We start from the raw sequence: 23,976 nt of genomic DNA, 5'->3' as shown, positions 1-23,976 counted from the left end.
ACCGGCCGGTCGCTCTTCTGCAGGTTCGCGGAGGTCATCATCGAGCGGTCGGGTACGCCTCGGCTCGGTGTGCGCGGTGCTGATCAGCCACGTCCAGCGACCTGCCGCCTGTGACGACCGGCGCCTACGCGCCGTCGTCGACAGGGCGAACGTTGCCTGATGCGGGACTAGTTGTCCCGTGTCAGCATCGGCAGCAGCAGAGCCGCCGACCAGCTGAAATTGGGCGAGTTGAGCGGGGCTCCCGTCGTCGGGTCGTAGTTCTCCATGATCGGCCCGTTGCCGGTGAGGCCCGACGCATGGGTGAGGAGTTGATCCGTCAGGGCGTTCGCGTCCTTGTCGTAGCCGTAGCGGCGCAGGCCGCCGAGGGCGAAGTAGGCCTGGTCGAACCACACGGGGCCGCGCCAGTACGCGGTCGGCGAGAAGTAGGGGGAGCTCTTCGACACGGTCGGGAACGGGACGGTCGTCGCGAACTCCGCCGGGTCCGTCAGCTTGTCGCGCACGGCGCGGGCCTGCGCCCTGGACGCGGTGCCGGTCCACAGCGGGACCGCGCCCTCGATGCCACGGCCGCGGGCCGTGAGCGGCGCGCCGCTGCCCAGCGCGGTGTCGTGGAACCAGCCGTCGGTGGGGTCGTACATCGTCGTGCGGACGGCGGAGGAGGTCGCGGCGGACCGCTGCATCCACCGCTCGGCGTCGGCACCGCGGCCGAGCGCGCTCGCGATGCGCGCCAAGTGCCCCTGGTCAGCGGCGAGATAGGAGTTCAGGTCGACGGACTCCTGGTTGAGGGAGTAGCCGAGGAGTGTTCCGTCGGCCGCGCGGTTGGCAACGACGTTCGCGCCGAGGGCGGCGTCGAAGCGGGGCGCGTTGTCCATGCCGCTCTCCCAGGCAGCGGCGAGGCGCCGTTCCTCGGGCGAGTTGTTGGCGGGGTCGACGGTGGCACCGTACTCGGCGAGGCCGTTGTGGTCGTGGTCGCGGTTGCGGTACCACCAGGCCTGGTAGGCGGCGAGCTTCGGGTACATCTCACGAAGGAAGGCCTTGTCGCCCGTCTTCGCGTACACCTCCCACACGGCCCAGGCGGCCAGCGGGGGCTTGGAGTTGCGCTCGTTCCAGTTGCCGCCGCCGCGCGAGGGGGCGTTGTAGAAGATGACGTCCGGGATCATCCCGACGTCCTGCGGGCGCGTCGCGGAGTCCGACGTGATCTGCCAGTCGAACATGGAGCGGATCTGTGACTCGGCCAGATCGGGCGCGAAGCGGGCCGTGCCCACGGCCTGCTTCCAGGTGTCCCAGGCCCAGATACCGCCGGTGAACCACTTGTAGGAGATCGACGGCGTAATCCCGTCGTGCTTGATCTGCCCTGCCGCGCTGCGCCAGTTGGTGACGAGGGTCTCCAGGGACTTCACGGCGGCGCGCCGCCGGTCCGCGGGCACGTTCCGGGTCACTCCGGCGACGTAGCCGCGCCAGCGTGCGTCGCTCGCCGAGACGACCGACGCCGGGTGGTCGAGGACGTCCCGCACCGTCGCGTTCTCGCGGCTCCTCTCAGCGGCGGTGAAGGTGTAGGACTCGGTCCAGTCGAAGCTGTGCGAGCGACCCGGCGCGAGGGTCACCGGCTCGGTGGCCTCGGTGCGATACGTGTCACCGTCCACCGTGGTGCGGACGCGGTCGTTGTGGGTGACCTCGAAGCGTTCCGTGCCGTCGGTGAGGTAGTCCCAGGTCTCACGGACCTTGGCGAAGTCGACGCCGACGCCCGAGCGGGTGGCGGTCAGCGAGGGCGCGTCGCGCATCGGTCTGTCGGCGGGCCGCAGCAGGCTGCCCGTCCAGTCGGCGCCCAGCGTGCGGGGCGCCGAGCCGGTATTGCGGACCTGGGCGCGCACCAGGGCGCTGCGGTCGGTCGCGAAGCGGAGTTCGAGGGTGAGGCGCAGTCCGTGACCGAGGTCGTACGACTGGAGGAGCCGGCCGGGCAATGACGTGAACCGGGGTGTGCCGCCGCCGGCCAGGTCGAGGGTGCGGCCGTGTTCGGTGAGGCGCATGCGGCTGAAGGACTTGCTGAGCCACCAGGGGTATTCCTGGGCAATGTAGAGGGGCCCGGAGAAGCCGCCGTACGCGTCCTTGTCACCGGCCTTCGGCAGGGCGTAGGCATGCCAGGCCCCTTGGTCGGCGAAGACGGTGACGGGGTTGTTGTCCTCGTCGTCGCCGGGCAGGGCGGCGGCCGGGGTGCCGTGCAGGTCGAGCACGTCGGCGTACGGGGACGCCGGCGCCGGGTGCTCATGGGCGGAGGCCGCTTGCGGCACGGCGAGGGCGCCGCCGGCGAGAAGGAGTGCAGTCAGAGCTCTCAGGGGCCGGTGTCCGGTCACTTCTGGGTCCCTCCAAGGGAGTCGGTGGCGATGCGCAGGACGGCGACGCCGAGCGGGCCGAGGCGTACGTGGTCGCGGACGGTCGTTCCGGTGAGCAGATCGGTGCCGCCTGCGGCGTAGGCGCCGGTCAATGGCGTCCGTGTGTCGTGGTCGCTGTGGTTGAGGACGAAGAGGTACGTGCCCTGCTCGCCGGTCCGGACGGTCGCCTCGACTCCCTCGGGGACGTCGAGCACGGGCCGTACGCCGGCCTCCGGCAGTGCGGCGTCGAACACGGCGCCGATGCCGTCGCCGAGGTGAGCACTCGCGTACCAGGCGGTGCCACTGCCGTAGGGGTGGCGGGTGACGGCGGGGCGGCCGGTCAGCTCTCCGGCCGCGTACACGTCGACGACCTCGGTCTCCGGGCCCTCGGTCTCGATCCACTCGCTCCACAGGGTGGCCTCGGCGCCGGAGGCCAGCTGCACCGCCTCGCCGTCGCGGATCGGCCAGAACTCGTCGACGCTCACGCCGAGTACGTCTCTCAGTGGTCCGGGCGCGCCCCCGTCGTGGATGTGGTCGTGGCCGTCGACGACGCCGCTGAAGGGGCCGCACACGAGGTGGCCGCCTCCCCGGACGTACGCGGCGATGCGTTCGGCGTTCTCGGGGCGCAGCAGGTGGAGGTTGGGCGCGAGGACCGCCCGGTAGCCGTCGAGGTCGGCGTGCGGGGGCACGAACTCGGCGGTGACTGCGCGGGCGTGGAGCGCCGCATACCAGGGGCGCAGGAGGTCGCGCCAGCGCATGCGTGCCGAGGGGTGGTCGTCGGCCTCGAGGGCCCACCAGGAGTCCCAGTCGAGGACGATCGCCACGTCCGCAGGGGTGGTGGCGCCGGTGACCTCGCCGAGCCGGGCGAGTTCGGTGCCGAAGCGGACGGTCTCGCGCCAGCCGCGGGAGGCGGTGCCGCGGTGCGGCAGCAGTGCGCTGTGGTATTTCTCGGCGCCCGCGTGGGAGGCGCGCCACTGGAAGTACATGATGCCGTCGGCGCCGCGGGCCAGGGCCTGGAGGGACCAGAGGCGTTGCAGGCCGGGCTTCTTGGGGACGTTGACCGGGCGCCAGCTGACCGCGGACGGCGCCTGCTCGAGGAGCAGCCAGGGGCGGCCGCCCTTGAGCGAGCGCATCAGGTCGTAGTTGAGGGCGGCGTTGACGTGGGCGCGCGGGTCGGTGGGGTCCGGGTAGGCGTCGTCGGAGACGAGGTCCTCGTGCTCGGCCCACTTCCAGTAGTCGAGTGCCTTGAACATCGACATGAAGTTGGTGGTGGCCGGGATGTCCGGGCTCAGCTCGCTCAGGACGTCGCGCTCGGCGCGGTGGCAGTCCAGGAGGGCGTCGGAGCAGAAGCGCCGCCAGTCGAGGAGCTGCGTCGGGTTGACCGGTCCGGGCGCGGTGCGCGGGGGTTCGACCTCGGCGTACGTGCCGTAGCGCTGCGACCAGAAGGCCGTTCCCCAGGCGTGGTTGAGGGCGTCGATCGTGCCGTAGCGGTCGGTGAGCCAGGTACGGAAGTGGTCGGCGGAGCGGGCGCAGAAGCACTCGGTGACATGGTCGCCGTACTCGTTGTGGATGTGCCACAGGGCGAGCGCCGGGTGGTGTGCGTAGCGTTCGGCGAGGGCGCGGGTCAGGCGCACGGCGGCGGCACGGTACACGGGCGAGGACGGGCAGTAGTGCTGGCGCGAGCCGAATTCGAGACGTACGCCGTCGGCCGTGACCGGCAGGATCTCGGGGTGGGCGCGCACGAGCCAGGCGGGAGGTGACGCGGTCGCGGTGGCCAGATCGACGGCGACACCGTGGGCGTGCAGCAGGTCGAGGAGCCGGTCGAACCAGGCGAAGTCCCAGGTGTCCGGGCCGGGCTGGAGTCTCGCCCAGGAGAAGACGCCGACGGTCACCATGGTGACGCCGGCCTCGCGCATCAGCTCGGCGTCCTCGGCCCAGACGTCCTCGGGCCACTGCTCGGGGTTGTAGTCACCGCCATAGAGGACGCCCGGGACTCGAGTCAGGCGGCTCATCCCTTCACCGCCCCGCCGAGCAGCCCGGCCACGAACTGCCGCTGGAAGAGCAGGAAGAGGACCATGAGGGGCAGCGTCGCGAGCAGCGAGCCGAGCATCAGGCCCGAGTAGTCGACATGGGAGAGCCCCGTGAGGGTGTTGAGCGCGACGGGCACGGTGTATTTGTCCTCGGAGTTGAGCATGAGCAGCGGCCAGATGAAGCTGTTCCACTGCGCCATGAACGTGAAGATGACCAGGGCGCCGAGCTGTGGGCGTACGCACGGCAGCACGACCTGGTAGAAGGTGCGCAGCTCGCCGGAGCCATCGATGCGGGCCGATTCGAGGAGCTCGTCGGGGAAGTCGACGAAGCCCTGCCGCATCAGCAGGATGCCGAAGGAGTTGGCAAGGAACGGCAGGACGACGGCTTGGTAGGAGTCGATCCAGCCGACGCTCGCCATCATCTGGAACAGCGGCACGAGCAGCACCTGGAACGGGATCATCATGGTGGCGAGCACGGCGCCGAGCAGCAGACCCCTTCCGCGGAAGCGGTACTTGGCGAGCCCGTAGCCGCACATGGCGGAGATCAGCGAGCTGAGCGCGGTGTGCACGACGGCGATGCCGAGGCTGTTGAGGAGGACACGGCCGAAGCCGATGGTGTCCTGGAGTCGTGCGAGGTTGTCGAGCAGGCGTCCGCCGGGCAGGAGCGGTGGCGGCGAGTGGAACAGGTCGGAGGTGGAGTGCGTCGCGGCGATCGCCATCCACAGGAACGGCACGAGGCTGACGACGGCGCCGACCGCAAGGAACAGACGCACGGTGTAGCGGCCGACGCGCCGGGCGGGGTGGACGCGTACGGGGGCCGGCTGGAGGGCGGTCACCGGCGGCGCTCCCTTCCGAAGGCGACGTACTGGAGGGCGGAGACCGCGGCGATGAGGGCCACGACGACCCAGGCGATGGCGGCGGCGTAGCCGAAGTCGAGCTGCTGGAAGCCGACTTTGTAGAGGTAGACGACCGGGGTGAGCGTCGCGTCGTCGGGTCCGCCACGCGTGAGGACGTAGTTCTCGTCGAAGAGCTGGAGCGTGCCGATGGTGGAGGTGATCACGCAGAACAGGACGACCGGGCGCAGCTGCGGCAGGATCACGCGCGTGTACGTGGAGAGCGTGCCGGAGCCGTCGATGGCTGCGGCCTCGTACTGCTCCTTGCCGATGGCCTGAAGTCCGGCGAGGAGGATGACGGCGTTGTAGCCGGTCCAGCGCCAGGTCAGGGACGCGATCAGTGAGATACGGGCCCAGGTGGGGCTGTTGAGCCAGTCGATCGGGCCGATGCCGACGGCGCCGAGCATCTGGTTGACGAGGCCGCCGTCGGTCTTGAGGAGGACCTGGAAGACGACGGCGTACGCGACGAGTGTAGTGACGGCGGGCAGGAAGTGGACCGCGCGCCAGGTGCCACGGAAGCGCAGCCAGGACTGGTTGAGGAGGACGGCGAGGACGAGGGCAAGGCCGATCATCACCGGAACCTGGACAACGAGGATGATCCCCGTGTTGAGCAGGGACTCCACGAAGGCGGGGTCGTGGATCATGCGCCGGTACTGGTCGAGGCCGACCCAGCGGGTGGCGCCCGCGTCCTCGGTGGTGAAGCTCTGCAGGAGGCTCGCGCCGAGCGGATAGGCGAAGAAAAGAGCGAAGAGGGCGGCGGCCGGTCCGGCGAAGATCCAGGCGACGGGGCGCGGGCGCCGGCGGCGGGCAGTCGCGGGGGCGCGGGCGGGTGCGACCGGCCGGTCGTAGGTGGTGTGGACGGCCATCGGGCTACTTCACCCTCTCGCGGCCGGTTGCCGCGGCGATCTGCCGCGCCGCCGAACTCAGCGTGGCACGCGGGTCCTTGCCCCGCAGCATCACACCGGTGACTGCGGAGATCATGATGTCGGATGCCTTCGCGTCGTCCTTGTTGTTCTCGACCGGCGGGATGTTGCGGGCGAGCCGGGCGAACCCGTCGAGGGCCGCCTGGCCGCCGAAGTACTCCTGCTTCGCGCTCAGATACGGGTCGTCGAGCGCGGGCAGGTAGGCCGGGAAGAGGCCCTCGCGCTTCAGCATGGAGATCTGGTTCGCCTTGGCCGTGAGCAGGAACTCGATGAACGCCCAGGCCAGGCGCGGGTTCTTGCTCTGCTCGGGCACGCAGAGAGTGGAGCCACCGATGTTCGAGGTGCGGATGCCGTCGGCGGTGAACCCGGGCAGGGGCACCACCCCGAACTTCCCCTTCAGCTCGGGCATCTCCTCGGTGAGCGTGCCCGTCCACCAGGCTGCGGTGGGCGTGGTGGTGGCCTTGCCCTCCTTGGTGCCGGTGACGAGCCCGTCCCAGCCCTTCTCGTAGTCGACGAGTCCCTTGTCGTGCAGGGTCTTCATCAGCGTCATGGCCTGTACGGCCTCGGGGGTGTCGACGGCGACCCGGCCGCCCTTGAAGTAGGACTGCCCCTGCTGCTGGAGCAGCATCGGCAGGATGCCCGCGTCGGTGGAGTCCATGATGAGCAGCTTGCGGCCGGTGGCCTTCTTGATCCGTACACCAGCCGCCACGTAGTCGTCCCAGGTCAGCAGGGACTTGGGGTCGACTCCGGCGGCACGGAAGTGGTCCGTTCGGTAGTAGAGCGCGCAGGGGCCGATGTCCCAGGGCAGGGCGAGGACGGCACCCCCCTTGCCGGTGACGGTGCGCCACGCGGCGCGGTCGAAGTCGCCTCCGTAGCGGCCTCCGAGGCTCGTCAGGTCGTAGAAGCCGCTCGGGAAGTTGCCCGTGTAGCGCGGCATGTAGCTGCCCTCGACCGTGAGGACGTCGGCGAGGCCCGAGCCGCCGCGCAGGCCGACGGTGATCTTGTCGTAGGCGTTGTCGTATCCGATGTCGACGACGTCGACGGTGGTGCCGGCGTGGCGCTCCTCGAAGGTGCGGGCCAGGCGCTTCATGGCCTTGGCGGCCACGTCCCACGACCAGACAGTGATCTTTCCGCCGACCTTGCCCTTTTTGTCACCCTCCTTGCCGCTGATGTCGCGGGGGTCTCCGCCGCCCGCACCGCCCATGGCGCATCCGCTGACCAGGGACGTTGCCGCGGTCGCCAGACCTGTGGCCAGAACAACCCGTCGGGTGGGTCTCGTTGACACTCTTGCCTCCTGAAGCCTGAATGCCTAATGCTGTATTCAGAACACTGAATGACGGAGCTCGCCGTCAAGAGGTGTACACCCAAAGACTTTTGCTGCTGTGGTTCAGGCTTCCGTCGGCTCACGCGAAAGGCGCGGCATGACGTCACCCCAGGACTCCGTCCCCTCTTACGTCCACCCCTACATCCCGAACGCGGTCCCCGCCGTGCGGCAGGCGATGCTCGAGGAGATCGGCGCGGCGAGCGTCGAGGACTTCTACGCCGACATCCCGGACGCCATCCGGCTGCACCGCCCCCTCGACCTGCCGACCCCGCTGCGCTCGGAGGCCGAACTCACCCGCCACATGGATGAGTTGCTTGGCCGCAATACCTCGACACGGCAGGCGCTCAGCTTCCTCGGCTCCGGCTGCTACCAGCACCACGTACCGGCGGTCGTGGACGAGGTGGTCAACCGAAGCGAGTTCCTCACGGCGTACGCGGGCGAGCCCTACGAGGACCACGGCCGGTTCCAGGCACTGTGGGAGTACCAGTCGATGATGGCCGAGCTGCTCGACGTCGAGGTCGTCAACGTCCCGGTGTACGACGGCTTTCAGGCTTCGGGAACCGCGCTGCGGATGGCCGGCCGAATCACGGGCCGCCGCCGCGTGGTCGTCGCCACGGCCGTCGACGACGACAAGCTCTCCCGGATACGCGACTATGTACGCCCCGACCACGACGTGACGGTCGTCCCCGTCGACCCGGACACCGGCTGCGCCGACCTCGACGCCGTGCGCGCCGCGCTCGCCGCCGGCGACACGGCCGCCGTGTACGCGGACTCGCCCTCCGCGCTCGGCATCGTCGACGAGGCGCTGCCCAGTCTCGCCGAACTCGCCCACAAGGCAGGGGCGTTGTACGTCGTGGGCTGCAATCCGCTCACGCTCGGCGTGCTCGCGCCGCCCTCCGCGTACGGCGCGGACATCGCGTGCGGCGACATCCAGCCGCTCGGCCTCCATCAGAGCTTCGGCGGCGGCAACGCGGGCTTCATCGCCACGCGCGACGAGGAGACGCTGGTCGCCGAGTACCCGTCACGCCTGTTCGGTCTCGTGCCGACGACCGTCGAGGGTGAGTACGGCTTCGGTGACGTCGCCTACGAGCGGACGTCGTTCGCACTGCGCGAGGAGGGCAAGGAGTGGGTCGGCACGGCCGCCGCGCTGCACGGCATCGGCGCCGGGGTCTATCTCGCACTGATGGGACCGCAGGGCATGCGGGAGATCGGCGACACGATCCTCGCGCTCACCGCGTACGCCCGCCGGCGCCTCGCCGAGGTACCCGGCATCGAGGTCCCGTACGGCGACGCCCTGCACTTCGCCGACTTCACCGTCCGCTACACGGGCGGCAGGACCGCCGCCGAGATCCGCTCCGACCTCAAGGAACGGGGCATCTTCGGCGGCACACCGACCGGCACGCACGAGGCCGCGTACTGCGTCACCGAAGTCCACACCAAGGCCGACATCGACCGGCTCGCCGCGACCCTCGAGGAGATCGTCAAGTGACCGCCCCGCACGCGCCCGTGTCCGTCTCCCCCGAGGAGGCGCGCGTCGCCGACAAGCCGCGCCTCCGCCGTTTCCAGCAGGCCTCCTGGGACGAGAAACTGATCTTCGAGCTTGGTTCGCCGGGCGAACGAGGCATTCTCGTACCGGCAGCCGATCCGTCGGTCGACCAGGTGGAGATACCTGCCGCACTGCGCCGCGCAACGCCGCCCGCCCTGCCCGAAATGTCACAACAGCAGGTCCTGCGCCACTACTTGCGCCTGTCGCAGGAGAACCTGGGCGCGGACCTCAACATCGACGTCGGCCAGGGCACCTGCACCATGAAGTACAGCCCCAAGGTCAACGACCAGTTCGTTCGCGACCCGCGGATCGCCGCGCTGCATCCGCTCCAGGACGAGGACACCGTGCAGGGCGTCCTCGGGATCATTCACAGCCTGGAGCAGCTCCTGAAGGAGATCTCCGGCATGGACCGCGTCTCGCTCCAGCCGGGCGCGGGCTCCGCGGCGATCTACACGAACGTCGCCATGATCCGCGCCTACTTCACCGCGCGCGGCGAGCTGGAGCAGCGCGACGAGGTGATCACGACGATCTTCTCCCACCCGTCGAACGCGGCCTGTGCGAAGACGGCCGGATTCAAGGTCATCACCCTCCACCCGGACGCCGACGGCTACCCGGACATCGAAGCGCTCAAGGCGGCGGTCGGCCCGCGCACGGCGGCCCTCCTCATCACCAACCCCGAGGACACGGGCATCTACAACCCGCGCATCGAGGAGTTCGTACGGATCGTGCACGAGGCGGGCGGCCTGTGCTCGTACGACCAGGCCAACGCCAACGGCATCCTCGGCATCACGCGGGCGCGGGACGCGGGCTTCGACCTGTGCCACTTCAATCTGCACAAGACGTTCTCGACACCGCACGCGTGCGGTGGTCCGGCGGCCGGCGCGTGCGCGGTCACCGCGGACCTCGCGCCGTATCTGCCGCGCCCCACGGTCGAGTTCGACGGGTCCGCCTACCGGCTTGACGACGACCGGCCCGAGTCGGTCGGCAAGATGCGGCCGTTCTACGGGGTCGTGCCGAACCTGGTCCGCGCCTACGCGTGGATCATGTCGCTCGGCGCGGAGGGTCTGCGCGCCGCCGCCGAGACGGCGGTCCTGAACAACAACTACCTCCTCCACAAGGTCCGGCAGATCCCCGGCGTCTCGATCCCCTACGCGGCCGGGCGCCCGCGCGTCGAGCAGGTCCGCTACAGCTGGGAGAAGCTTCACGAGGACACCGGCCTGCACTCCGAGGACATCGGCCTGCGCGCCGCGGACTTCGGCACCCACTACTGGACGAGCCACCACCCGTACGTCGTGCCCGAACCCATGACGCTGGAGCCGACCGAGTCCTACACGCGCGCCGACCTCGACGAGTACGCGGCGATCCTCGCGGAGATCGCCCGCGAGGCCTACGAGGACCCGGAGACCGTGCGCACGGCGCCGCACCGCTCGACCATCCACCGCGTACGCCCTGAGGCCCTCGACGACCCTGCGACGTGGGCGGTCTCCTGGCGCGCCTACCGCCGCAAGGTTCTCGGCGAGGCGACCCGTTGACCCGGCTGCCCAGGATCGGCCTGGTGGTCAACCCGGTCGCCGGCCTCGGCGGCCGGGTCGGCCTCGGCGGCACCGACGGCCCGGAGCGCCCCCGCGTGGCACTCTCACTGGGGGCACGCCCTCTGGCCGGGGTGCGCGCGGTGGCGGCGCTGGGTGAACTTTCGCTGCGACTGGGCGAGTTGGCGAAGGCGGGACGCCTCCGCCGCACGCCCGGCGACCCCGGCCCCGGCGAACACATGAACGTGCGCGCCAGTTCGGCGACCTGTGCCCCGGACGGGCGCCGCGATGGGTCGGCAGGCGCGGCGCACGCCCCGTCCGACGCCCCCGGCGGCGCACCCACACCCGCGCTCCACGCACCCGATGGCATGGCCGACCTCCCAGCGCATCCCGCGCCGGACACGCTCAACGGCCGGTCCAGTGGCGCGCCGCCTCCCGACACGGCCGGCCGGCCCCCGGGCTCCCGCATCCTCGTCGTGACGGCCGCCGGCTCCCTGGGCGCCGACTCCGTCGCCTCCGCCGGACTTCCCGCGCGGGTCGTGTACGCGGCCGAGGACGGCCGGGACACCTCGGCCGCGGACACGGCAGCCGCGGTGCGCGCCGTCGTCGCCGAGGGCGTCGATCTGCTCCTCTTCGCCGGGGGCGACGGCACCGCGCGGGACGTGCTCGCCGCTCTCGGGGACGCGCCCTGCCCCGTCCTCGGCGTGCCGACCGGTGTGAAGATGCACTCGGCCGTCTTCGCCGTCAGCCCGCGCGCCGCGGGTGAGGTCGCCGCTGCGTGGGTCGCCCGCAAGGGCGCCGTACGGCTGCGGGACGCCGAGGTGATGGACCGCGACGAGGATGCCCTGAGCGAAGGCCGCGTCACATCCCGGCTCTTCGGCTGGCTCCCCGTCCCCGACGTGCCGGTACGCGTACAGCAGCGCAAGACCGGCAGCACCGCCACCGCGCCGGAGGCGGTCGGCGGCATCGCGGCCGACGTTGCCGAGCGCGTCGGCGACGGGCTGCTGGTACTCGGCCCCGGGAGCACCACCCGCGCCGTCGCGGCCGCGCTCGGCGCGGATGTCACCCTCACCGGGGTCGACGTGCTCAGCCTGCGCACCGGTCAGCCGCCGCGCGTCGTGGCCCGCGACGCCGCCGAGGACACCCTCCTCGCGCTCGGTCCGGCCTGGATCGCGCTCTCCCCCATCGGTGGCCAGGGTTTTCTCCTCGGCCGCGGCAACCAGCAGATCTCGCCCCGGGTCCTGCGCGCGGCGGGCGGCCGCGATCATCTGCTCGTGCTGTGCACCGAACAGAAACTGGCCGCGCTCGGCGGCCGCCCCCTCCTCCTCGACACCGGCGACGACGCGCTCGACGCGGAACTCTCCGGCCACCTCCCCGTCATCACCGGCAGGCGGCGTACGTCGCTGTACCGGCTCGCGACCTGACCCGACACCCCTGGAACCCGTACCTCCACGTCCCAGAAGGAGCCCAAGATGATCTCTCTTGACGGCAAGCGCGCCCTCGTGACCGCTGGCGGAGCCGGTATCGGCCGCGCCACCGCCCAGGTCCTCGCCGAACTTGGCGCCCGCGTGGTGATCGCAGACATCGACACGGAAGGCGGCGAACAGACGGCGAAGGACACCGGAGGGACGTTCGTACGCTGCGACGTGTCCCGGCGCGAGGACTGCGAGGCCGTCGTGAACACTGCGCAGGAGCGGTTCGGCGGCGTCGACGTACTCTTCAACAACGCCGGCATCATACGCCGCTCCACGGTCTGTGAGATCACCGAGGACGACTGGGACCTGGTGATGGCCGTGAACATACGCTCGGTGATGCTGATGAGCCGCCTCGTGATCCCGGGGATGGCCGCCCGGGGCGGCGGCTCCATCGTCAACACCGGGTCCGGCTGGGGCATCCGCGGCGGCGGCCGAGCCGTCTCGTACTGCGCGTCGAAGGGTGCCGTCGTCAACATGACCCGCGCCATGGCCATCGACCACGGCCCCGACAACATCCGCGTGAACTGCGTCTGCCCCGGTGACACGGCGACCGGGATGCTCGCCGAGGAGGCCCGCCAGCTCGGCAAGAGCTCCGACGCGTTCTACGCCGACGCCGCCGACCGTCCGCTCGGCCGCATCGGGCAGCCCCGCGACATCGCCCAGACCGTGGCGTTCCTCGCCTCGGACGCCTCGGCGTTCCTGAGCGGGGCAATCATCCCGGTCGACGGCGCCGGTACCGCGTGACCCGCCGGTAGCGGATAATCGACCGCACCGAAGGGGAGGGCAGCCTCACATGCCAATCGAAAACCGCCCGCTGCGCGAACAGGTCAAGGAGGAACTGATCAAGCGCCTCGGGCGCGGCACGATCGCGACCAGCGAACCTATCAACGAGGGACAGCTCGCCACCGAGCTCGGCGTCAGCCGTACCCCGCTGCGCGAGGCCCTGATCACGCTGGAGCGTGAGGGCGTCATCACCAGTGAGCGCGGCAAGGGCTTCCGCTTCACACCGCTCAACGCGCAGGAGTTCCGTGACCTGTCCGCGATCGTCGCGAGACTGGAGGCGCTGGCCCTGGAGTCCAGCGACCCCGAGCATCTGGCGGCGACGGCTCCCCGGCTGCTCGAGGAGGCACGCGCGTTCTCGGCCCCGCAGGCACCGCACGACGTCATAGAGCGGTACGACGACGCGTGGCACGACCTGCTCCTGTCGGGCTGCACGAACGACCGCCTGATGAAGCTGATCACCTCCCTGAAGGTGACGATGCACCGCTACGAGCGGGTGGCCCTGGGCGACCAGGACATCCTGGAGCGTTCCGCGGTGGAGCACGAGCGGATCGCCGAGTGCCTCCAGCGCGGCGACCTCGACGCGGCGGTCGCGGCGCTCAAGGAGAACTGGAACAGCGGAATGCACCGGATCCTGGAACACCTCAAGGACTGACCCCGTGCGGCGGGTCCCTGGTGAAGCCGTGGTGCGGGTCGGGCCCCGGGCCTGACCCGCACCGTCCCTTCGGAGTCCGGTCACCGTGGATCGGACGTGAGGAGCCGCTGCGCCGGCGGCTCCGGCGCGTCCCGACCGGCCCATCCGTGGACCCGACGGTCACGTTCGTGCCGAAGGTCGTGGACGCGGGCCACCACCAGCGCCAACTCCTGCGCCTCACCGGCATGGACGCCGAGGAGAACCTGCCGCGCCCGCCTGGGGCCGCACGTCGCCCACCGCGCACGCCGCCCCGCTCAGCCCGCGAACCGGGCCATCCACACCTCGACTTCGTCCGCGGCGCGCGGCAGGCCGGCCGACAGGTTCTCGTGACCGTCGTCGGTGACGACCAGGTCGTCCTCGATCCGGACGCCGATGCCGCGCCATTCCTCGGGCACGGTGAGATCGTCCGGCTGGAAGTACAGGCCGGGCTCGACGGTGAGCACCATGCCCGGCTCCAGCACGCCGTCGACGTACTCCTCGCTCCGGGCCTGCGCACAGTCATGGACGTCCAGACCGAGCATGTGACCGGTGCCCGCCATCGTGAAGCGGCGCTGGAGGCCGAGCTCGTACGCGCGGTCGGCCGGGCCTTCGATGAAGCCCCACTCGACCAGCCGTGCCGCCAGATGGCGCTGGGACGCCTCGTGGAAGTCCCGGTACGCGGCGCCCGGCTTGACGGCTGCCATGCCGGCTTCCTGGGCCTCGTACACCGCGTCGTAGACCTTGCGCTGCAGGGGCGTGAAGGTCCCGTTGATCGGAAGTGTGCGGGTGATGTCGGCGGTGTAGAGGGAGTGCGTCTCCACGCCGGCGTCGAGCAGGAGCAGGTCCCCCGGGCGCACCGGACCGTCGTTGTCCGTCCAGTGCATGATCGTGGCATGCTCGCCCGCGGCGCAGATCGAGCCGTAGCCGACGGCGTTGCCCTCGAGACGTGCCCGGCGGAAGAATGTTCCCTCGATCCACCGCTCGGACGACGCGATCGCCCGGGAAAGCTCCGCGATGACGTCGGTGAATCCACGCACGGTGGAGTCCACAGCCTTGCGGATCTCGGCTGTCTCCCACTCGTCCTTCACGAGGCGGAGATCGCTGAGCGCCTCCTCCAGCGCGGCGTCACGCTCTTCATCAGTGGTGACAGCGGCCTCAAGGGATGGGTCGTGACCACGGACGATCCGCGTCGGTGCGCCGGAGGCATCGGCCAGGTCGCGTGTCGCCGTGCGGACGTCGCGGCAGGGCAGTCCGAGCACGCGCTCCGACTCGGTGAGGGAACGGCGCCGGCCCATCCACAGCTCTGCCGTCGCGCCTGTCCAGAAGACGTCGTTGTCCCTGCTGTCCCGTGGCAGCTGGTAGCAGTACGCGTCGTGGCCACCGTCCGCGCGGGGTTCGAGCACGAGAGCGCCGTCACGGGCCTGGTCCCCGGTCATGTGCACATAGCCCGAGTACGGCCGGAACGGGTAACTGTCATCGTTCGAGCGGGTCTTGAGGTTCCCCGAGGGGATCACCAGGCGTTCGCCGGGAAAACGCGCGGAGAGCGCGGCGCGGCGGCGGGCCGCGTACGGAGCCTGCTCGCTGAGCTGCAGACCGTGCCGCTCGGTGTCCGCCCACCCCGTCCGCATCAGGGCGGACAGCTCCTCGGAGATCCCTTGGTAGAGACCGTTCTTTCGACCTTTCGCCACTTCATACACCTTCTTCTGGGTGGGTTCCTCAGGGGCGAGTGGCAGAGAGCCGCGTGCGGACAGGCCGAAATCCCTCCCGGTGCAGCCCCAGGCACACTCGCTGCCGCCGGTCGTCGGCGGCTCCCGGACGGTACCCCGCACCGCGCTCACCGGGTGCCGAAGACTGCCACTGGCACAGATCGGCCACCGGACATCCGAACCGCCCGCCCGGACCGAACGGGAGTCGTCGATAATGCGGCACATGACGAACGCAAAACTCAGCGAAGCTCTTCGGCTTCTGGGGATCGATCACGAGGCAGGCCGGGTCTATATGGCCCTGCTGGATCTGGCGCCCGCTCCGCTGAGCGCGATCGGGGCCGCGGCAGCTTTGGACGGCGCGGAACTCGCCGCGGCGTACGGCGAACTGGTCGACGCAGGCTTGGCCAGTGCCGCCGTGGAGGGCCAGGATGTGGCGGCCCCGGTTCCGCCCGCCGCAGGGCTGGAGATCCTCGGCCGGCACCGGGCGGCCGAGCTCGACGAGTCGCGCATCACCGTCGGGGGCGCGTTCGAGTCGTTCCGGCGGCAGCGGCTCGCCGCGTACAACAACGATCTCGTCGAAGTCGTCACCGGGGAAGCCATCGGTCCCAGGATGCGCCATGCCTGGGCCAGTGCCCGCGAACAGATCCGGCAGTTCGACTCACCGCCGTACTTCCCTCTCTCCGGCGCCACCGACGATGCGCTGGCCACCCTCGCCCGCGGTGTGACGCAGCGTGTCGTGTACTCGCGGGAGTCGCTGGAGCATCCGGGCCAGCTGGAGGCGGCCATCGAACCGTGCATCGAGGCCGGTGAACAGGCCAGGGTACTGCCGTCGGTGCCGGTCAAGCTCGTGATCATCGACGAGGCGTACGCGCTCGTGTCGTTGTCGATCAAGGAGGCCGATGTGCACAACACCATGCTGGTCGTGCAGCCGTGCGGGCTGCTCTCCGCGCTCGTGGCACTGTTCGAGCAGGCATGGCAGAACGCACTGCCCTTCCACGGCCGCACCGTCCGGCCGGGCGGCCTGCTGCCCGCCGACCGCCGCCTGCTGTGGCTCCTTGCCGGCGGTGCGAGCGACGACGTCATCGCCCGGGAGATCGGAATCAGCCGCCGCACACTGTTCCGCCGGGTGCAGATCCTGATGGCCCGGCTGGGTGCCACGAGCCGGTTCCAGATGGCTCTGCAGGCGCAACGTTGCGGATGGCTGTGACTGGAGCATGCCCGTCTGCCCCGACCGGGGACGACGCGTCGTCCCCGGTCGGTCACGCTGCTCGTCGGTGGTGGTGCGGCATCGTGCTGAAGCTCCCCGCGGCGTCCGAGTGCATTGTTCGGGGCGTCCGGCCCGTCCCAAGAACATGGTTCGGGTCTATGACGACCTGGGTGAACGGCGAACCCACCCCGTCATGATTCCGCAAGGGCAAGCAGGATACGGCGCCGGACAGGATCGACCTCAAGGATCTTCGCGCCCAGTGCGTCACCGGCATCGAGAGCCATGCCCTCCGACAGGTCCGCGCCCGGGACGAGGCCGACGAAGCCGTCCGGGCGGTCCTCGACCCGGACGAAGACACCGATGGGCGCGAGTTGATGAGCGCGATGAGGCTCATCAAGGACTAATCGGCGGTGATTCCCTCCGTTTACACCCGTGCCAATGCGCTGGCTGCACGACCGGCAGACCAAGAACCTCCTGGTGTCGTACTCCCCGAAGAAGCTCGGCTTCTTCTAGCGCGGGCCCTTGGCCCCGGCGCCGGCGCTCTGTCGGTGCCAGGCGCTCGGGGGCAGGACGGTGGCCGCGGTGTCGGCCCGGATGACGGTGCGGTCCTGATTGATTCGCACGCGGGTGGTGCAGGCGACTGCCAGGACGTAGCCGACCCCGCGTTTCTCCAGGGCAGAGCGAAGCTGCGGGTCTTGGCCGTAGACCTCGTCGCCGGTCACCCAGGAGGATGCGCAACCCGTCCAGGGCCGCATGGCTTGGCGCGATGGCCACATCCCTGTCATCGACTCGGGTGAGAAGACAGTTCACGAGCTACGCCAGGAGCACCTTCCGCGATCCAAGGTCGTCAAGGCCTTCACCCACTCCCAAGCTCCCCGCATCACCACCGCGGGTGCTGCGGCGGGCACCCCCGCCCGTCCGGCGCTGTCGGCCTCAAGCGACTTTCCCGAAGCCGTGGAACTCGTGACGCGACTGTACGACCGGTTCGGGTTCGGCACCGCCGACAACAGTCCGCTCAGCGAGGCGTGGCGCAGCAGTCCCGGTCAACCCGCGTGGATCGCGCACGAGCACCAGACCCGTGCCGAACTGATCGCCAACCTCGCCAGGCGCGACGGATCATCTTGAGGTGAGTCCGCGGAGCCGACTGTCCGAAAGCAGAGCCTGCCGTGCGGGGTCGTACGAAGGCGGCGGCCCGGCGGAGGTGGCGGATCTACTCGCGTAGCTCAGCGTGATCCGAGCCTTCGGTCCGTCAGCGACTCCTGGTCGCGTGACTGATGCGGACCGTAGAAAAAAAGTCAACCGATCTTCATTGATCGACCGAAAAAGCTCGCTAACATGACGATCGCATCATGCAGCGCACACATAACCTTCACCTGGCGGGGGATGAGTAGCTCATATGACGGTGGCCGGCGAGCGCAGCGGACGAGAACCTCTGGACTTATGCGTCCTGGGGCACTTGGATGTCTCGTCCTCAGGACGCACGGTCCCGCTCGGCGGCACGCGCGAGCGGACCGTTCTGGCGTTGCTGCTCCTCGAGGCAGGGCACGTGGTGCCCGTGGGCCGGCTGATCGACGCGGTCTGGGACGACGAGCCGCCCGCCACCGCCCGGGGCCAGATCCAGTTCTGCGTCTCCGCGTTGCGCCGTCGCCTCGACGAGGTCGGTGCCGGGGACCTGATAGAGACCCGCCGCCCCGGCTACCTGCTCCGCGTCACCGGACACCGCTTCGATGTGAACGACTTCGAGGCGCGCGTCCGCGAGGCGCGGGCCGCGCGGGTGGAGGGCGACCTGGAGCGCGCCATGAGCCTGTTCCGCTCGGCGCTGGCGCTGTGGCGGGGCCCCGCATTCGCTGATGTCGACAGCCCCCTGGTGCGTCAGGCCGTGAGCCGGCTCGACGAGCGGCGGCTGTCCGTGACCGGGGAATGCCTCGAGTGCGCCCTGGACGCCGGTGAACATCACGAGATGGTCGGCGAATTACGCGCCCTGGTCGCCGAGCACCCCCTGCACGAGCGCTTCTGGGCGCTGCTGATGAGCGCCCTGCACGCCTCGGGACGCAAGGCGGAGGCGCTGGACGCCTACCGGGCCGCGTACAAGGTTCTCCGCAACGAACTGGGGATCACCCCCGGCGGCGAACTCCGCAACCTGCACGCGGGGCTGCTGTCCGGCGACGACGCCGTCGGCCCGAGGAGCCACACGGCGTCCGGCCCCGACGCCGCCCGCCCCGACGCGCCCCACGGCGGGGCCACCCACGCCGCCCCGCATCCCGCCAACGTGCCGAACCCGGACCGCTCCACGGGCGACGCGGCGGGCACGCCGGGGGGCGCCACGGAGCCGTCCCCGGGCCAGGACGCCGCCATGTCCCCCTGGGCGGTCCTTCCGTCCGCTCCCCCGTTCCGAAGACCGAACCTCCTGCCCGCCGCCATACCGGACTTCACCGGACGGGCGGAGGCCGTCGACACCATCCTGACGCGGCTGACGCCCCGCCAGGCCGGTCGGACGGCCCCGGGTCCTGGGCAGGTCGTCGGCTTTGACAACGCCGTTCCGGTCTGTGTGGTCTTCGGGCCGGGCGGCGCGGGCAAGTCGACGCTCGCCGTGCACGTCGCCCACCGCCTCGCGGCCCAATTCCCGGACGGCTGTCTCTACGCGGAACTGCGCTCCGGGGACCGGCCGGTGAGCCCCTCGGTCGTCCTGGAGCGGTTCCTGCGGGCGCTGGGCGTGGTCGGTCTGAGCCTGCCGAAGACCCTGGAGGAGCGGGCCGAACTGTTCCGTAACCTGGTCAGCGGCCGCCGTATTCTGACCGTCTTGGACGACGCCATGACGGTACGGCAGGTGTCCGCTCTCCTGCCCGGTACGGCCGACTGCGCGGTCCTGGTGACCAGTCGACGCCGCCTGACCGGGCTGCCGTCGACCGGGCAGCTGGAGCTCGACACGCTGAACGAACAGGGAGCGGTGGATCTGCTCACCCGGTTCATCGGTCCGGAGCGGGTGACCGACCCGGAGAGCGTGGCGGAGCTGGCCCGGCTGTGCGGCGGGCTGCCGCTGGCGCTGCGGATCTGCGCGGCCCGGCTGGCGGCCCGGCCACACTGGACGGTCGCCGCCCTGGTGCACCGTCTGATGGACGAGTCCCGCCGCCTGGACGAGCTGAGCCACGGCGAGATGACGGTACGGGCCAGTACCTCTCTCACCTATGACAGCCTGCCCGACGACGCCAGAGTGCTGTTCCGCCGGCTGGCCCTGCTCGACGTACCGAACTTCCCCGCCTGGGTCGGTTCCCCGCTGCTGGACGTCGACGCGCTGCGCGCGCAGGAAGCGCTGGAGGTCCTCGCGGAGGCTTATCTCATCAAAGCGACCCCGGTCCCCGGCGGCCAGGTCCGGTACGGCTTCCACGACATCACCCGCCCGTTCGCACAGGAGCAGTTGGCCGAGGAGAGCGCGCAGGAGCGCGGCGCCGCGCTCGAACGCTGGCTGTGCGCGCTGCTCTCGCTCGCCCGGGAGGCGCACCGGCGCGAGTACGCGGGCGGCTTCCTGGAGCAACCCAGCGGGGCCAGTCGCTGGCCGCTGCCGGAACGGCTGGTGGAGCGTCTGCTGTCCGACCCGCTGGACTGGTTCGAGCAGGAGCGCTCCACGATCGTCGCGGCGGTGCGGCACGCGGCCGCGGCGGGACTGGTGGAGCACAGCTGGGATCTGGCGCTCAGCTCGGTCACGCTCTTCGAGGCGCGCTGTTACTTCGACGACTGGCGGGAGACGCACGAGGTCGCCCTGGAGGCCGCGTGCCAGGCGGGGAACACCTACGGTGAGGCCGCGATGCGGTACTCGCTGGGCTCCCTGCACATGTTCGAGCAGTCGGCGGAGCCCGGGCGGCTGCAACTGGACCGGGCGTACGAGCTCTACCGGGAGCTGGGCGACAAGTCCGGGGCGGCGCTGACGCTGCGCAACAGCGCGTACCTGGACCGGCTGACCGGCGACCTGCTCTCCGCTCAGGTCCGGTGGGAGGCGGCACTGGCGGTGTTCCAGGAGTCGGGCGATCGCGTCGCCGAGGCCCATGTGCTGAACAGCCTGGCGCAGACCCGGCTCGACATGGGCGAGCCGGACGCCGCGCTGGCGCTGCTGAACCGGGCGGACGCCATCTGCGTCGCCGTGGGCAACCGGCGGGTCGCGGCGCAGGTCCGCAACCGGATGGGCGGGCTGCACCTGGCGATGGGACGGCTGTCCGAGGCCTCCGAGGCGTTCGCGTTCGTACTGTCGAGCGCGCGGGCGGCACGGGACCGGGTCGGGGAGTGCTACGCGCTGCTGGGCCTGGCCACGGTCGAAGTGCGTCGGGGCCGCCAGGGCAAGGCCCGGGCGGTGCTGGTGGAGGCGCGGGAACTGGCGACGGTGTCCGGCGCGCGACTGGCGGAGTCCAAGATCGCGCTGGCGCTGAGTTCGGCATCGCTGCCGGACGACGTCCAGGCGGCACGAGCGTACGCGGAACGGGCGCTGGCCGGCTTCGAGGCCATCGGGGCGCCGCTGCAGCGGGCGGAGGCCATGGTGGCACGGGGCAGGGCCCGGGCGGCGGCCGGGGAAGCCACCGCGGCGAGGGCGGACTGGCTGGCCGCGCGGGACATCCTGGTGAAGCTGCGGGTGGGCAGCGGCTGCGTGGAACTGTCGGACGAGATAGGCCTTTTGCTGGGCGACCGGCCGGGCCCGTCCGGAGCGACGGGCAGCACCGTGGCCGAGACGGCCGGGCATTGACTCCCCCGGGCTTCCGGCCCCTGGCTTCCCGCTCCCCACTCCCGGCACGCCGCTGCCCCCGGGCGCGCGGTGCGCCGGGGGCAAGGGGCAGGGAGCGGTCGGACGCGGTCAGTCCCAGATGGTGTTGGCGATGCGGTCGACCGGGGTGTGGCCGGCGGCGGCGACCGTCGTCGGAGCGGTGTGCGCTGTCACGGCGGCACCGCCGGGAAGGAGGGCCACGAGGACCAGCGTGCTGGGCGTGACACGGCGGAGGAGGAAGTGAGCCGTCATGGTGCCATCTCCTTGAGACCGTTCCGGGTGCCGCCGCCCCGTGTGGGCCGGCCGCCTTGATGACACCGATCATGGGGCAGGTCGCTTTCGACCCGTCTCCCACTCGGCATCGGTCCGCCTCCGCTCCGCTGTTGCTTCTTTCCTACGAGACAGCGGACTGACAGCGCGACGATGCCGGCCCTTCCTAGCCTTCCAGCAGGGCCCGTCCGGCTGGCGGCGGCCACCCCGGATCGGAAGTGGTGAGCGCATGACTGTGGATGTCCGCATCGTGGACACGTCGTTCGGTGTTCCAGCGGCCGACGTCGACGTCCTGTTGAGCCGTCGCGCGGAGGACGGCTGGCAGGAGGTGGTGCGGGGGCGCACCGACCCGGAGGGGCTGCTGGTGGTGCCGCCCCCGTCCGAAGTGCGGTCCGGTTCGGCGGTCTACCGGATCGAGTGCGATCTCGACGCCTATTACGCGGTGCTCGGCGTGGTTCCCCTCTTTCCGCGGCTCACCGTGGAGGTGAGGGTGGTGGAGCCGGATGTGCGGCTGTCCCTGCCGCTGGTGATCTCCGCCCACTCCGTCTTCGCCTATCGGGGCAACTGAGCGCGGCGGCCCGCCGTCCCGGTCCCGCCCATCGGGGTTGCCGAGCGCGGCGTGCCGCCGTCCCCGACCGGTCAGCGAGGCAGGGCGACCAGGTCACGTACCTCGTGCCCGGCGGGCGGGCACGGATCCGGTGCGGCCGGGAAGAGGTCCGGGCCGAGCCGCTCGCCCGCCACGCCGTCGGCGAGCGCGCCCAGCGTGGTGTCCGGCTCGACGAGCAGTCGCCGCACGCCCACCACGACGGTGCGCAGCAGCCGGGACACCGCCTGGGGGGAGATCAGGTCCGGATCCACCCGCATCGTCATCTCCATGTACCGCGCCCCGTCGCTGTTGACCCGCAGATAGAACGGGTGCCCGGCGTGCCGGGGAGGCGGGGACCACTCCAGCACGGCGTCGGGCACCGGGGCGTCGCCCGTGGCGAGCGGAGCGGTGTCCGGGTTCTCAGGCGGGGCCGGGGAGGTGACGTAGTTGAACCAGCAGTCGTGGCGGAAGAGCGTGTCGTCACCGGCCGCGGTTTCGGCGCCCAGGCGGGCGGCGCTGTCCACGTCGTAGCAGCCGTGCCGGTAGGCCAGCAGGGCTGCCAGATGGGCGCGTTTGACGAACGCGGACACCGGGGTGTCCCGGTCCACGGCGAGTGTCAGCGGCACCAGCTGGTTCATGGTGCTGACCAGGGACAGCCACGCGGGGTCGAACCGGTTGGCGCACATCACGCTGAGGGTCACCCGGTCGTGGTCGAGGTGGCCGGCGAGGGCGAGCGCCGTCAGTGCGGTGAGCAGGCTCTGCGGGGAGACCTTGTGCGTGCGGGACGACTCCGCCACCAGGGTGGCCAGGCCGTGGGAGGAGAGGGTGGCCTGCACCCGGCGTTCGTCCGTGCCCCCGGCCGGGGCGAGCCGCAGGTTGTGCGGAAGGGCGGTGTCCAGCACCTTCTGCCAGTAGCGGTCCGCGCCCCGGCGGCGGGAGGCCCACTCCTCGCCGTGCTGGAGCAGCGCGAGCTCCCGGGGAACGGGGGCGGGGTCGGGCCGCCCACCCTCGGCGAGGGCGCGCAGCTCGGTCTCCAGCGCCCGGACCGCCCAGACGTCGACCACCATGTGGGACATCGACACGGTCAGCCAGGCGGGCCGTCCGGCGACCCGGATCAAGGTGGCGTGGCGGCCGAAGTCGCCGACGACCGGGAAGGACACCGCGTACAGGTCCCGCAGCACCCGCATCGCCTCGGCGCCGTCGAGGCGGGGCATGTCGACCCGGGCGAGCGGAAAGGGCGCTTCGTCGTGCACCCGCTGGAAGGGCCGGCCGGCCGAGTCCGTGTGGAAGGTGGTGCGCAGGGCCTCGTGACGGGCGGTCAGGGCGTGCAGGGCACGCTCGACACCGTCCTCGGTGAGGCCGCTGATGTCCCACAGGGCGGGGACGTTGACCTCCATCAGCCGGTCGGCGGAAAAGGTCTCGATCGAACGCCAAGTGGACAACTGCCCGAACGTGAGGGGCGCGTCGGCGGCCATGGGTTCTCCATGAGGTAGGGCGGACCGGTAGGGAAGGGGCGCGGTGCGCCCGCGTTCCGGCCCGGGGGCCGGGCGCGCGGGCCGCACTCTCCATGCTGCGTCTTCGCGGCGTCAGGTGCAGACGACCTTGCGCATGCGCTTCGCCCCCTCTCCTGCCAGATTTCCGGTACCTTCCTGGGAATTCCCAGACGGTTCGTCGTCCCATTGGCGAACGGCCGCCGGGCAGCGTCAATGCACGCGCGTTGGCAGCAAGTGACGGCCATTCGTTGCCATCGCATCCACGCTGAACAGTCTTGACCCAGCAGGGGCGATGCCTGTCTTCTAGCGATCTCGGAAAACCGGATCCCGGTCGGCCGCGAACACCGTTCCCGGTAAATTCATTCATTTCCTCATGGGCTTGTCTCATGCGCTTTTTCTCTCGAATCGGCGAGCAGTATTCAGCGCCC

General features: G+C 70.8%; 17 protein-coding genes and 2 pseudogenes. 10 read left to right on the top strand and 9 right to left on the bottom strand.

Annotated elements, in window-relative coordinates; all coding sequences use genetic code 11:
- Positions 1-167 precede the first annotated feature (167 nt).
- From ACWD6R_RS05015 to ACWD6R_RS04995, 5 genes are read right to left on the bottom strand one after another with little or no spacing between them, the layout of a single operon-like run.
- Positions 168-2,348, bottom strand: coding sequence for an MGH1-like glycoside hydrolase domain-containing protein (locus tag ACWD6R_RS05015; RefSeq protein ID WP_451817432.1), 2,181 nt, complete (start codon positions 2,346-2,348; stop codon positions 168-170).
- Entirely contained in the window at positions 2,345-4,378 is a 2,034-nt protein-coding gene (locus ACWD6R_RS05010; RefSeq protein WP_451817431.1) for a beta-galactosidase, read from the bottom strand. Before ACWD6R_RS05010 ends, ACWD6R_RS05015 begins: the two co-directional genes overlap by 4 nt.
- Positions 4,375-5,232 (bottom strand): carbohydrate ABC transporter permease, encoded by an 858-nt coding sequence (locus ACWD6R_RS05005; protein WP_451817430.1) that lies wholly within the window; start codon positions 5,230-5,232, stop codon positions 4,375-4,377. Before ACWD6R_RS05005 ends, ACWD6R_RS05010 begins: the two co-directional genes overlap by 4 nt.
- Positions 5,229-6,155, bottom strand: a complete 927-nt coding sequence (locus ACWD6R_RS05000; RefSeq protein WP_451817429.1) for a carbohydrate ABC transporter permease — start codon at positions 6,153-6,155, stop codon at positions 5,229-5,231. The genes ACWD6R_RS05005 and ACWD6R_RS05000 overlap by 4 nt, the downstream gene beginning before the upstream one ends.
- A 4-nt stretch (positions 6,156-6,159) precedes the next feature.
- A complete protein-coding gene (locus ACWD6R_RS04995; protein ID WP_451817428.1) occupies positions 6,160-7,497 on the bottom strand; it encodes an ABC transporter substrate-binding protein in 1,338 nt (445 codons plus the stop codon).
- A gap of 136 nt (positions 7,498-7,633) precedes the next feature.
- Between ACWD6R_RS04995 and gcvPA the strand changes: the two genes are divergently transcribed.
- The 6 genes and pseudogenes from gcvPA to ACWD6R_RS04965 all read left to right on the top strand — a co-directional run.
- A complete protein-coding gene (gene gcvPA, locus ACWD6R_RS04990) occupies positions 7,634-9,025 on the top strand; it encodes an aminomethyl-transferring glycine dehydrogenase subunit GcvPA (RefSeq protein ID WP_451817427.1) in 1,392 nt (463 codons plus the stop codon).
- Positions 9,022-10,614: an aminomethyl-transferring glycine dehydrogenase subunit GcvPB gene (gene gcvPB / locus ACWD6R_RS04985; protein WP_451817426.1), complete on the top strand. Its 1,593-nt coding sequence runs from the start codon at positions 9,022-9,024 to the stop codon at positions 10,612-10,614. Before gcvPA ends, gcvPB begins: the two co-directional genes overlap by 4 nt.
- Positions 10,611-12,035: an ATP-NAD kinase family protein gene (locus tag ACWD6R_RS04980; RefSeq protein ID WP_451817425.1), complete on the top strand. Its 1,425-nt coding sequence runs from the start codon at positions 10,611-10,613 to the stop codon at positions 12,033-12,035. Before gcvPB ends, ACWD6R_RS04980 begins: the two co-directional genes overlap by 4 nt.
- 48 nt (positions 12,036-12,083) lie before the next feature.
- The gene (locus ACWD6R_RS04975; protein WP_451817424.1) at positions 12,084-12,830 is read left to right on the top strand and encodes an SDR family NAD(P)-dependent oxidoreductase; all 747 of its coding nucleotides are present in this window, start codon (positions 12,084-12,086) and stop codon (positions 12,828-12,830) included.
- Between the two features lie 49 nt (positions 12,831-12,879).
- Complete coding sequence (locus ACWD6R_RS04970) at positions 12,880-13,521, top strand: GntR family transcriptional regulator (protein WP_451817423.1); 642 nt, start codon at positions 12,880-12,882, stop codon at positions 13,519-13,521.
- Positions 13,522-13,676: 155 nt separating this feature from the next.
- Positions 13,677-13,772, top strand: a pseudogene (locus ACWD6R_RS04965) (DUF4032 domain-containing protein); the annotation flags it as partial.
- 42 nt (positions 13,773-13,814) lie between these two features.
- Here the strand turns inward: ACWD6R_RS04965 and ACWD6R_RS04960 are convergent.
- Complete coding sequence (locus ACWD6R_RS04960; RefSeq protein WP_451817422.1) at positions 13,815-15,227, bottom strand: aminopeptidase P family protein; 1,413 nt, start codon at positions 15,225-15,227, stop codon at positions 13,815-13,817.
- 241 nt (positions 15,228-15,468) lie between these two features.
- Here ACWD6R_RS04960 and ACWD6R_RS04955 point away from each other — a divergent pair, with 241 nt between their 5' ends.
- Positions 15,469-16,452 carry a LuxR family transcriptional regulator gene (locus tag ACWD6R_RS04955; protein ID WP_451817421.1) on the top strand — a complete coding sequence of 328 codons (984 nt, stop codon included), beginning with the start codon at positions 15,469-15,471 and terminating at the stop codon, positions 16,450-16,452.
- Between the two features lie 512 nt (positions 16,453-16,964).
- Here the strand turns inward: ACWD6R_RS04955 and ACWD6R_RS04950 are convergent.
- Positions 16,965-17,192 (bottom strand): annotated as a pseudogene (locus tag ACWD6R_RS04950) (IS701 family transposase); the annotation flags it as partial.
- A 13-nt stretch (positions 17,193-17,205) separates the two neighbouring features.
- On the opposite strand from ACWD6R_RS04950, the gene ACWD6R_RS04945 reads away from it, so the two are divergent.
- A complete protein-coding gene (locus tag ACWD6R_RS04945) occupies positions 17,206-17,577 on the top strand; it encodes a hypothetical protein (protein WP_451817420.1) in 372 nt (123 codons plus the stop codon).
- Between the two features lie 271 nt (positions 17,578-17,848).
- Entirely contained in the window at positions 17,849-21,181 is a 3,333-nt protein-coding gene (locus ACWD6R_RS04940; protein WP_451817419.1) for an AfsR/SARP family transcriptional regulator, read from the top strand.
- Positions 21,182-21,289: 108 nt separating this feature from the next.
- On the opposite strand, the gene ACWD6R_RS04935 is transcribed toward ACWD6R_RS04940, so the two are convergent.
- The gene (locus tag ACWD6R_RS04935; RefSeq protein WP_451817418.1) at positions 21,290-21,451 is read right to left on the bottom strand and encodes a hypothetical protein; all 162 of its coding nucleotides are present in this window, start codon (positions 21,449-21,451) and stop codon (positions 21,290-21,292) included.
- A 247-nt stretch (positions 21,452-21,698) separates the two neighbouring features.
- On the opposite strand from ACWD6R_RS04935, the gene ACWD6R_RS04930 reads away from it, so the two are divergent.
- On the top strand, positions 21,699-22,037 hold the full coding sequence (locus ACWD6R_RS04930; RefSeq protein ID WP_451817417.1) for a hydroxyisourate hydrolase: 339 nt from the start codon (positions 21,699-21,701) through the stop codon (positions 22,035-22,037).
- 71 nt (positions 22,038-22,108) lie between these two features.
- On the opposite strand, the gene ACWD6R_RS04925 is transcribed toward ACWD6R_RS04930, so the two are convergent.
- Positions 22,109-23,530, bottom strand: a complete 1,422-nt coding sequence (locus ACWD6R_RS04925; RefSeq protein WP_451817416.1) for a condensation domain-containing protein — start codon at positions 23,528-23,530, stop codon at positions 22,109-22,111.
- Between the last annotated feature and the right edge of the window lie 446 nt (positions 23,531-23,976).

It is taken from the genome of Streptomyces sp. NPDC005151 (genome assembly GCF_053599875.1).
This window is presented reverse-complemented; position numbering and strand designations above follow the sequence as displayed.

What these genes read in the sequence shown, in the direction of transcription:
- ACWD6R_RS05010 (WP_451817431.1), bottom strand. Translation starts at nt 4,378, where the DNA reads ATGAGCCGCCTGACTCGAGTCCCGGGCGTCCTCTATGGCGGTGACTAC.
- ACWD6R_RS05000 (WP_451817429.1), bottom strand. Translation starts at nt 6,155, where the DNA reads ATGGCCGTCCACACCACCTACGACCGGCCGGTCGCACCCGCCCGCGCC.
- gcvPA (WP_451817427.1), top strand. Translation starts at nt 7,634, where the DNA reads ATGACGTCACCCCAGGACTCCGTCCCCTCTTACGTCCACCCCTACATC.
- ACWD6R_RS04975 (WP_451817424.1), top strand. Translation starts at nt 12,084, where the DNA reads ATGATCTCTCTTGACGGCAAGCGCGCCCTCGTGACCGCTGGCGGAGCC.
- ACWD6R_RS04970 (WP_451817423.1), top strand. Translation starts at nt 12,880, where the DNA reads ATGCCAATCGAAAACCGCCCGCTGCGCGAACAGGTCAAGGAGGAACTG.
- ACWD6R_RS04955 (WP_451817421.1), top strand. Translation starts at nt 15,469, where the DNA reads ATGACGAACGCAAAACTCAGCGAAGCTCTTCGGCTTCTGGGGATCGAT.
- ACWD6R_RS04945 (WP_451817420.1), top strand. Translation starts at nt 17,206, where the DNA reads ATGGCTTGGCGCGATGGCCACATCCCTGTCATCGACTCGGGTGAGAAG.
- ACWD6R_RS04940 (WP_451817419.1), top strand. Translation starts at nt 17,849, where the DNA reads ATGACGGTGGCCGGCGAGCGCAGCGGACGAGAACCTCTGGACTTATGC.
- ACWD6R_RS04935 (WP_451817418.1), bottom strand. Translation starts at nt 21,451, where the DNA reads ATGACGGCTCACTTCCTCCTCCGCCGTGTCACGCCCAGCACGCTGGTC.
- ACWD6R_RS04930 (WP_451817417.1), top strand. Translation starts at nt 21,699, where the DNA reads ATGACTGTGGATGTCCGCATCGTGGACACGTCGTTCGGTGTTCCAGCG.
- ACWD6R_RS04925 (WP_451817416.1), bottom strand. Translation starts at nt 23,530, where the DNA reads ATGGCCGCCGACGCGCCCCTCACGTTCGGGCAGTTGTCCACTTGGCGT.